This is a genomic window from Collinsella sp. AM36-4AA, assembly GCF_003467795.1.
GTDB lineage: Bacteria > Actinomycetota > Coriobacteriia > Coriobacteriales > Coriobacteriaceae > Collinsella.
Genome location: NZ_QSHS01000042.1, coordinates 1 through 8,638, shown reverse-complemented (window position 1 = coordinate 8,638; position 8,638 = coordinate 1). Strand labels below are relative to the sequence as shown.

5 protein-coding genes are annotated in these 8,638 nt (G+C 61.4%); 4 read left to right on the top strand and 1 reads right to left on the bottom strand.

The window, feature by feature from the left end:
- Positions 1-285: 285 nt before the first annotated feature.
- From argS to DW850_RS09800, 4 genes are all read left to right on the top strand, one after another.
- On the top strand, positions 286-2,139 hold the full coding sequence (argS, locus tag DW850_RS09815) for an arginine--tRNA ligase (protein WP_117786947.1): 1,854 nt from the start codon (positions 286-288) through the stop codon (positions 2,137-2,139).
- A gap of 529 nt (positions 2,140-2,668) precedes the next feature.
- Positions 2,669-5,215 (top strand): transcription termination factor Rho, encoded by a 2,547-nt coding sequence (rho, locus tag DW850_RS09810; protein ID WP_233540667.1) that lies wholly within the window; start codon positions 2,669-2,671, stop codon positions 5,213-5,215.
- Positions 5,216-5,528: 313 nt separating this feature from the next.
- Complete coding sequence (locus DW850_RS09805) at positions 5,529-6,929, top strand: hypothetical protein (protein ID WP_117786946.1); 1,401 nt, start codon at positions 5,529-5,531, stop codon at positions 6,927-6,929.
- A gap of 7 nt (positions 6,930-6,936) precedes the next feature.
- Entirely contained in the window at positions 6,937-7,386 is a 450-nt protein-coding gene (locus DW850_RS09800) for a VanZ family protein (protein ID WP_117583742.1), read from the top strand.
- Positions 7,387-7,501: 115 nt separating this feature from the next.
- Here DW850_RS09800 and DW850_RS09795 read toward each other — a convergent pair whose 3' ends face one another.
- Complete coding sequence (locus DW850_RS09795; protein ID WP_117786945.1) at positions 7,502-8,392, bottom strand: ROK family protein; 891 nt, start codon at positions 8,390-8,392, stop codon at positions 7,502-7,504.
- Positions 8,393-8,638: the final 246 nt, after the last annotated feature.

Here is an 8,638-nt window from a genome sequence, read left to right as displayed (position 1 = left end):
GCTGTTGCGTTGAGATTGAAAATCAACCCAACTCTGATAGGTAAGAGTATTCGATAAAAGACACAGCTCATTCACACCTTTATGCATTTTCAACGCGTGCATAATCTGCAGGCAGACCGGCATCTTTGAGTGACTCCATACAAGCTGTAGTCAATTTTGTGCATATGCAATTTCGATTGGCTTTACCCTGCGACAGTGCCCCTCGCTTGTGATAGAGTGCTACAAACTCTGGCTTTTGCCCTACGAGTGACCAAGAGCTCGGGGGCTTTAACACAAGGAGGATCTATGCCCGAGAAGATTGAAGAGCTGGTACGCGCTGCGCTTGCTGCGGCCCAGGAGGCCGGCGACCTTTCCGCATTTGAACTTGACGATTGCGCTATCGAGCGACCGGCTGACACTTCTCATGGCGAGTGGACCTCTACCATGGCCCTGAAGTCCGCCAAGCTGGCCCACTGCGCCCCGCGCAAGATCGCCGAGGCCATCGTTGCCCATATGCCCGAGGACCCCGCGATCGAGAAGGTCGAGATCGCAGGCCCCGGCTTCATCAACTTCTACCTCTCCGTTGCCGTCAAGAATGCCATCTTTGGCGAGGCTCGCGAGAAGGGCATGGACTTCGCTAAGTCCAACGTCGGTGGTGGCCTGAAGACCCAGGTCGAGTTCGTTTCCGCCAACCCCGTCGGCCCCATGCACATCGGCCACGGCCGCTGGGCCGCTCTGGGCGACTCCCTTTGCCGCGTCATGGACCACGCCGGTTACGACATCCAGCGTGAGTTCTACATCAATGACCACGGCTCTCAGATGAACACCTTCGGCAACTCCATCAGCACGCGCTATATGCAGCTTGCCGACATCATCGCCAAGCAGGGCGTTGGTATCGACGAGGCTCACAAGCTGCTGATCGCCGACCGCGACGCCTTTGTTGCCGACGAGAACGACGAGCACCCCGAGACCCATCCGTATCAGGACAACTTTGCCGAGACCTTGGGCAAGGACTCTTACGGCGGCGACTACATCATCGACGAGGCCGCCGAGTTCTGGCGCACCGACGGCGACAAGTGGGTCGACGCCGATCCGCAGGAGCGCATGGAGAGCTTCCGCGAGCGCGGCTATGTAAAGATGGTCGATAACATGCGCGACCTCTGCCACGCCGTCAACTGCGACTTCGACCGTTGGTACTCCGAGCGCTCGCTGTACGTGAAGGACACCGAGGGCGAGACCGCCGGCACCTCCGCCGTCGACCGCGCTTTTGAGAAGCTCGACAAGATGGGCTACCTCTACACCAAGGACGGCGCCCTGTGGTTCCGCTCCACCGATCTGGGCGACGACAAGGACCGCGTCCTGATCAAGTCCGACGGCGAGTACACCTACTTCGCCTCCGACGTCGCCTATCACTGGGATAAGTTCCAGCGCGTCGATCACGTCATCGACATCTGGGGCGCCGACCACCACGGTTACATCGAGCGCGTCCGCTGCGTCTGCGACGCTCTGGGTTACCCCGGCAAGTTCGAGGTTCTACTGGGCCAGCTCGTCAACCTGCTGCGTAACGGCAAGCCCGTCCGTATGTCCAAGCGCAAGGGCACCATGGTGACCCTGCAGGAGCTCGTCGACGAGGTCGGCTCCGATGCCGCTCGCTACACGCTCATCTCCAAGAGCTCCAACCAGATGGTCGACTTCGACATTGAGGCCGTTAAGAAGCGCGACAACTCCAACCCGGTCTATTACGTGCAGTACGCTCACGCTCGCGTCTGCTCCATCCTGCGCCGTGCCGCTGACGTAACGCCTGAGCAGGCCGACGAGATGGGCATGAAGGCCGTTGCCGCCAAGGCCATCGGTGAGAACGTCGATTACTCGCTGCTGACCGACCCGACCGAGCTCGCCCTTTCGCGCAAGCTCAATGAGCTTACCGACCTGATCGCCAGCTGCGCTCGCGATCGCGCCCCGTTCCGTCTGACGCACTTTGCCGAGGAGCTCGCCGGTGACTTCCACAGCTTCTACGCTGCCTGCCAGGTGCTGCCGAGCGAGGGCCGTCCCGTCGACCCCGAACTTTCGCGTGCCCGTCTGGCCGCTTGCGATGCCGTCCGCGTGACGCTCGCCCTGGTGCTCACCCTCGTTGGCGTTTCCGCGCCCGAGCAGATGTAACCTGCGGGTCATTTGACCGTGTAGGTTTGGTTTAACTGAGCCCTATAAGCCCGATCTCCCATGGAGGTCGGGCTTTTTTCGCAAATGCCGACGTATTGACGAATTTGGAACTGCTGGAAATACGAAACTATGCCGGTTTACTACGATGAATTGGGAATTTCCAACCACGCCGGCTTTTCGCAAAAAAGCGCAAGGCATCTACCTGCGGTTTTAGTTCAACATGTTTCGGAGTGGTCGCGGTTGATCGATTCGTCGTAGTAAACCGCCATAGTTTTGGCGGAGGCAGTCTGATTTGTGGGTGGTAGACCAAAGAGTGTCCCTTTTGACTAGTCGTTTAAGAACGCCCCCAATGACTAAGTTGCAGGTGGCGGCGGTTGTGTTACACTAACGCTGCGTAGTTGACGCAATCATCTCGATACAGATCAATGATGTCCGTCGTTTTGAACGGAACTAGACTGTTTAGCCGCCCTGAAGGTTTATGCAGGGAGCATGTGATCACAGGGCTTGAAAAGAAAGTTGAGCAAACACTGTGTCTGATCAACAGCAAGAAAACGAAATAACGACGACGCAAGCCGCTCCCGCTGCACCGGTTGCGTCGGACCAGGTCGCGGCGCCCGCGCAAGCCTCGGCTCCCGAGACGCCTAAGGCTGCTTCGACGCCTGCGCCTGCAACTGGTGAGGAGGCTGCTCCGGCAAAGCCCAAGCTCGCGCGCCGCACGGCCAAGCCTGCCGCTGACGGCGAGGAGGTCACCAAGCCCAAGCGCCGTACCACGCGCACGACGCGCGCCAAGCGCACCGTTGCAGCTGACTCCTCGGCGCCAATTTCCGATGAGCTCGCGCAGGCACGTGCGTTGGCGCAGATTAGCGAGGCTCAGGTGGTGCGCGCCCGCCGTCGTGCTGCCGAGCGCGAGGCCGCGGCTCTGACCGAGCTTGCAGCTCCGTCTGTGCCCGAGACGCCTGCCGCCATCGAGACCCCTGCCGCCGACCTGCCGACCGAGAAGCCGACACCGCGCACACGCCGCCGCACGGCTGCTAAGGCCGAGCAAGTTGCGGAACAGGTAGCCCCCGAGCTCACTGAGGCTTCGGTCCGTTCCGCGGCAGGGGAGGGCACATTGCCTGTTGAGCCCGCTGCGCCTGTCGAGGCCAACGAAGTTCCCGTTGTCGATCCGGCTTTGCGCCCGCACCGTCGCGGTCGCAAGCCCAAGGCCTTTGTCGAGGCAGAGAAGGCCGCAGCAGCAGCCGCCGCCGCTCGGGATGCTGCGGCGACCGCCGAGTCTGCAACCGCTGCCGATGCACCCGTCCAGGATGCTACGACTTCCGAGGCCGCTCCCGCCGATGCCGAGCCCGCCGACGTCCGTCCCGGTCGCAGCCGTCGTACTGCTGCTAAGCGCACGTCAAAGGCCAAGGCTGCCAAGAAGGGTGCGTCCGAGGATTCTGCCGAGACGACCGCCGATGCGTCGACTGATGTCGCCAAGGCCCAGGACGTCGAACAGCCTGCGTCCGAGAAGCCCAAGCGCGGTCGTAAGAAGTCCGTTAAGGCCAAGGCGTCCGAGCAGCAGGATGTCGAAGCGCAGGTTGATTCTGGCGCCGAGGCCAATGACGCCGCCGCGGCCAATGTTGGCACCGCCGCAACCGATGGTGCCGCCCCCGCTGAGGGCGAAGACGGCACTCGTCCCAACCGTCGCCAGCACAAGCGCAACGACGAGCGCAACGAGCGTAAGGACGACCGCAACAACGACCGTCGCAACCGCCAGCGCGATCGCAAACAGCGCAACAAGGAGCGTAATGCCGCTCCCACCGAGCCCACGCTTTCGCGCGAGGAACTCGCGGCCATGAAGGTCGCTGAGCTGCGCGAGAAGGCTAAGGAGTTCGAGATCGAGACGACCGGCAAGAAGAAGGCCGAGCTCGTCGAGGAAATCTACGTCACCGCTGCGAAGGCCGAGGGCTTCCGCGACATCAAGGGCATTCTGCAGATTCGCCCGGACAGCTCCGGCATCATCCACGCCCATGGCTACATGAAGTCCAACGACGACGCCTTCGTGCCCGCCTACCTCATCCGCTCCGCGCGCCTGCGCACGGGCGACGTCATCGAGGGCTCGCTGCGTCCTTCGCGCGGCGGCGACAAGCGCGCCGGCCTCGCCAAAATCACGACCGTCAACGGTCTGGACCCCGAGCAGATTCGCAACCGTCCCAAGTTCGGCGACCTCACCCCGGTCTATCCCAACGAGCCGCTGCGCATGGAGCACGGCAAGGACTCTATTACCGGCCGCGCCATCGACATCGTGTCACCGATCGGCAAGGGCCAGCGCGGCCTGATCGTGTCCCCGCCCAAGGCCGGCAAGACCACGATCCTCAAGAAGATCTGCCAGTCTATCTCGATTAACAACCCCGAGGTGCACCTCATCTGCCTGCTCGTCGACGAGCGCCCCGAAGAGGTCACCGATATGCAGCGTTCCATCAAGGGCGAGGTTGTGGCGTCGACCTTCGATATGCCTGCCGACAACCACACCCGCGTGGCAGAGCTCGTCATCGAGCGCGCCAAGCGCATCGTAGAGCTGGGTGGCGACGTCGTGGTGGTGCTCGACTCCATCACGCGCCTCGCCCGCGCCTACAACTTGGCGGCGCCCGCCTCGGGCCGCATCCTTTCGGGCGGCGTCGATTCGGCGGCCCTATATCCGCCCAAGCGCTTCCTGGGTGCAGCCCGCAATATCGAGAACGGTGGCTCGCTTACCATCCTGGCCTCTGCCCTCATCGACACCGGTTCCAAGATGGACGAAGTCATCTTTGAGGAGTTCAAGGGCACCGGCAACATGGAGCTTAAGCTCGACCGCGACCTGGCCGACCGCCGCATCTTCCCGGCTATCGACCCCGTTGCCTCCGGTACGCGTAACGAGGACCTGTTGGTCGACGAGCAGATGCGTCCGTTTGTCTTTGGTCTGCGTCGCATTCTTGCCGGCATGAACAACACCGAGCGCGCAGCCGCATCGTTTATCAAGGGTCTTAAGGGCACCAACACCAACCAGGAGTTCCTGGTGCGTTCGGCCAAAAAACACAGCGACTACGAGCAGACGTTCTAGGTTGTCATCCACGCGCAGCGATAGTCATCAATGCGATAAAGGGTCGGGGCTTTGAGCCTCGGCCCTTTTCTATAGCGCCGCTCCGCGCTTATTTTTGACCGTAAGACCGACGAGCAGCAGGTTTCCCGTTTCAATCCGACATCGTCACTTGCAATCGACAGGACGGTTTCGCATAATAACTTTTAAGCTTCGCGACGGAAAACGCAGATGAAACGAACCATATACCGTTGCTTTGGGGCATAGCCCCGCTTCATCTTCTCTCGCGCAGCCAACTGAATGATGCGATTTGGGTGCTGGAAGATGGGGAGAGCTCATGGCTTCTTCTGATGCAACACAACGAGCAGTCCTTGCCGGACTTTCGTGCGGGATCGGCCTTGCCGCTCCCGTGGTTATGTATGCCGCGACGCTGCCGTTTTCGTCGGTGAACGAGACGGTCGTGGCGGGTGCAGTTCCCTTCGCCGTGGGCGCGGTGGCGGGCGTGGGTATCTATGCCGCCTCGCTGGGTATCTCCGAGTATCGTGCGCAGCGTGAAGAGCGTCTGTTCCAGCCCGATGCCATGGGCGGTGCCGCCAATCTCAATCAGCATCAAAGCGAGTTCAAGACCGCCTCGATTCCAGCTCAGCAGCAGGATGCGATTCCGTACGCTGCGGCTTCTGCTTCTCAGGCTCAGTCGGAGCAGTCTACCTCGGCATTCCTTTCCGGCCTGACTGGTGCGTTCCAGCGCCGTCATGCCGATGATGGTGTCCCTACCATCGCTCGAGCCGCAGATGCTATGGACGAGGCCGAGGCTTGGTCCATGATCGACAGCATGCTCGACGACGATTCGCCGGTGAGCTGCGACCCTGCACGCTCGCGCGACGTCTATCAAGTCGCCATCGACGAGCTCACCAACGGCGGGCAGACCGGCTCCTTCAATCGCGATGATATCGCCGCCGCGGCACGCGCCGTGTCGGGCTCCCAGGCCGCCCCTGCGGGCAGCACGGCGGCTTTCGTGGCACTCGTTGCCAATGCGGCGGTCAATAACGCCTACAGCGCTACCTCGGCGGTCGCGAACGCTTCTGCCGATAATTCGTACGTTGATGAAGCCATGACCGCGGACGAGGAGGCTGTTGCCGCCCGCCGTGCCGCCGAAAGCTCGCTTTGGGGCGCTCCTGCCCAGCAGCAGGCGGCTGAGGCTGCGCCGTACAATGCAAACCTCGCCAGCATGCCTATCATCTCCGGTGCCGCGGGCATCGATCTCGATGACCTCGATGAGCCTGCAGCCATCACCGCATCGATTGATGCCCAAGATCGCATCGACACCGGCGACCTTCCGGACGCCTCGCTCGAGGTTGATGTCCCCATGGCCGATTACTCGGGCCACGAGGGTATGTGGGCCGCCGCCACCGCGATTCTGGATGAGATTGACGAGCCTGCTCCTGTTTCAGCCCCCGCTCCCGTCGCTGCCCCTCAGCCTGCTGCCCCCGCCTATGTCGGCCGTCACAGCGCTGTGTTCCCCGAGGATACTGCCCGTATCTCGCGTGAGAGCATCGAGCGGGCCGAGGCTATTGCCGCCGGCATTATGGAAAATCGTCGTCACGAGCGCGTCAATCAGATCCTCGAGGAAGAGATCGAGCGTCTTCAGTCCTCTACCGCCAAGCTTACGGGCCGTGCTTATCTGAGCGTTATCGAGGGCGGTACCGCCAGCTTCGCGCCGCTCCGTGCGGAGGCATAACTTCTGCATGGTTAAGATCAATCGAAAATGGGCGGTCGTAACCTGCCTGATGGCGCTCTTGATCTGGGGCAATTCGCTGGTTCCCGGCTCGGGGTCGGGCTCACTGAGCCTAACGGTCATGGAAGCTATCCGCGGTTTCCTGCACGGCGTGGGACTTCCATATGAATGGGTGACCAACTTTGTTGTTCGTAAGTGCGCGCATTTTACCGAGTATTTGGTGCTCGGCATCCTGGCAACGCACGCCTTTGATTTTGAGGGCCGACGCACCTTTGACGTGCTGCTGCCCACGGCAGTGTTCCTGCTGCTGATTCCCTCGATCGACGAGACGATTCAGCTCTTTGTGCCGGGACGCGCCGGCATGATCACCGATGTGATGATCGACTGCTGTGGAGCGGCAACGGGCGTTGTGCTCCGATATCTCTTACGGTCGCTGATGTGCGCCAAAAAGGCCGCCTAAGGACGCATTGTTTGGTCCTAGGCGGCCTTTTTTATTGGAGGGCTTATATGAGGTGTGGCGGCGTCGTTCCATAGGTCGGATTTGCCGGGTGCGCCACGCCCTGTAGGTGCGTCTGTTACTGAAGCGCCTGTGCGCCTAGGGCCAGGCAGCCCATGATGCCCTGCTTGCCCTCGAGGCTGTTGTTGACGATGTAGGTATCGATGTCGTTGACCTCGGGCGTGACGATATAGCCGTTGAGCATCTCGGCGCACTTCTTGCGCGCGAGCGGCACGATGGGGGTGTGGTCGGCCACGCCGCCGCCGATGACGATCTTCTGCGGCGCATAGCACAGGATGAAGGTCATGAGCGCCTGCGCCAGATAGCCGGCGAGCAGATCCATGGCCTCCGGGTCATCGGCCATGTCTCCGGCGCTCTTGCCATCCCAGCGCCTTTTAACGCCGGGGCCGGCGATGAGGCCCTCGAGGCAGTTGTCGTGGAAGGGGCAGGCGCTGTGCGCGCCAATGGTGTCGCGCGGGTCGCGCGTGACCAGGATGTGACCGGCCTCGGGATGCATCATGCCGTGCACGAGCTTACCGCCCGAGAGCACGCCAGCGCCCACGCCGGTACCGATGGTCAGATACACCACGTCAGTGAGGCCCTGGGCGCAACCAAAGGTGACCTCGCCCAGGCAGGCGACGTTGACGTCGGTGTCGTAGCCGCAGGGAATATTGAGCTCGTTTTGGATGGTGCCCAGCAGGTCAAAGTAGCGCCATGCCGTTTTGGGCGTCTCCAGGATCTTGCCGTATTGGGACGAGGCAGGGTTGACTGCGGTGGGGCCAAAGGCGCCGATGCCCAGCGCGGCGATGTCCTTGTCGGCAAACCATGCGTTGACGGCCTCAACGGTCTCCTGCGGGGTCGTGGTCGCAATCTGCTCGCGTTCCAGGACCGTGCCGTCTGCATAGCCCGTGGCGCAGACCATCTTGGTGCCGCCGGCCTCGAGCGCTCCGATAAGCTGCTGCTCTGCCATAGTATTCCTCTCTGGACGAGTTGCTCCGTGACTAAAGTATAGCGCTCTAAAAAATAAATGAGGTCGCTATAAAAAGAAACCTCATGGCCCAACGGGTTCACGAGGTTTCTTTAGTGCCTTTAGTTACTGACCGTCCTTACCCGCGCGGGTTGATTTTATCACGTAGCGACTTGAGGTTCTCAAGCGCCGCGTTAAGCGTCTCGTCTCGCTTGGCAAAGCCTTGATTCTCATCTTCATTGCAACAGA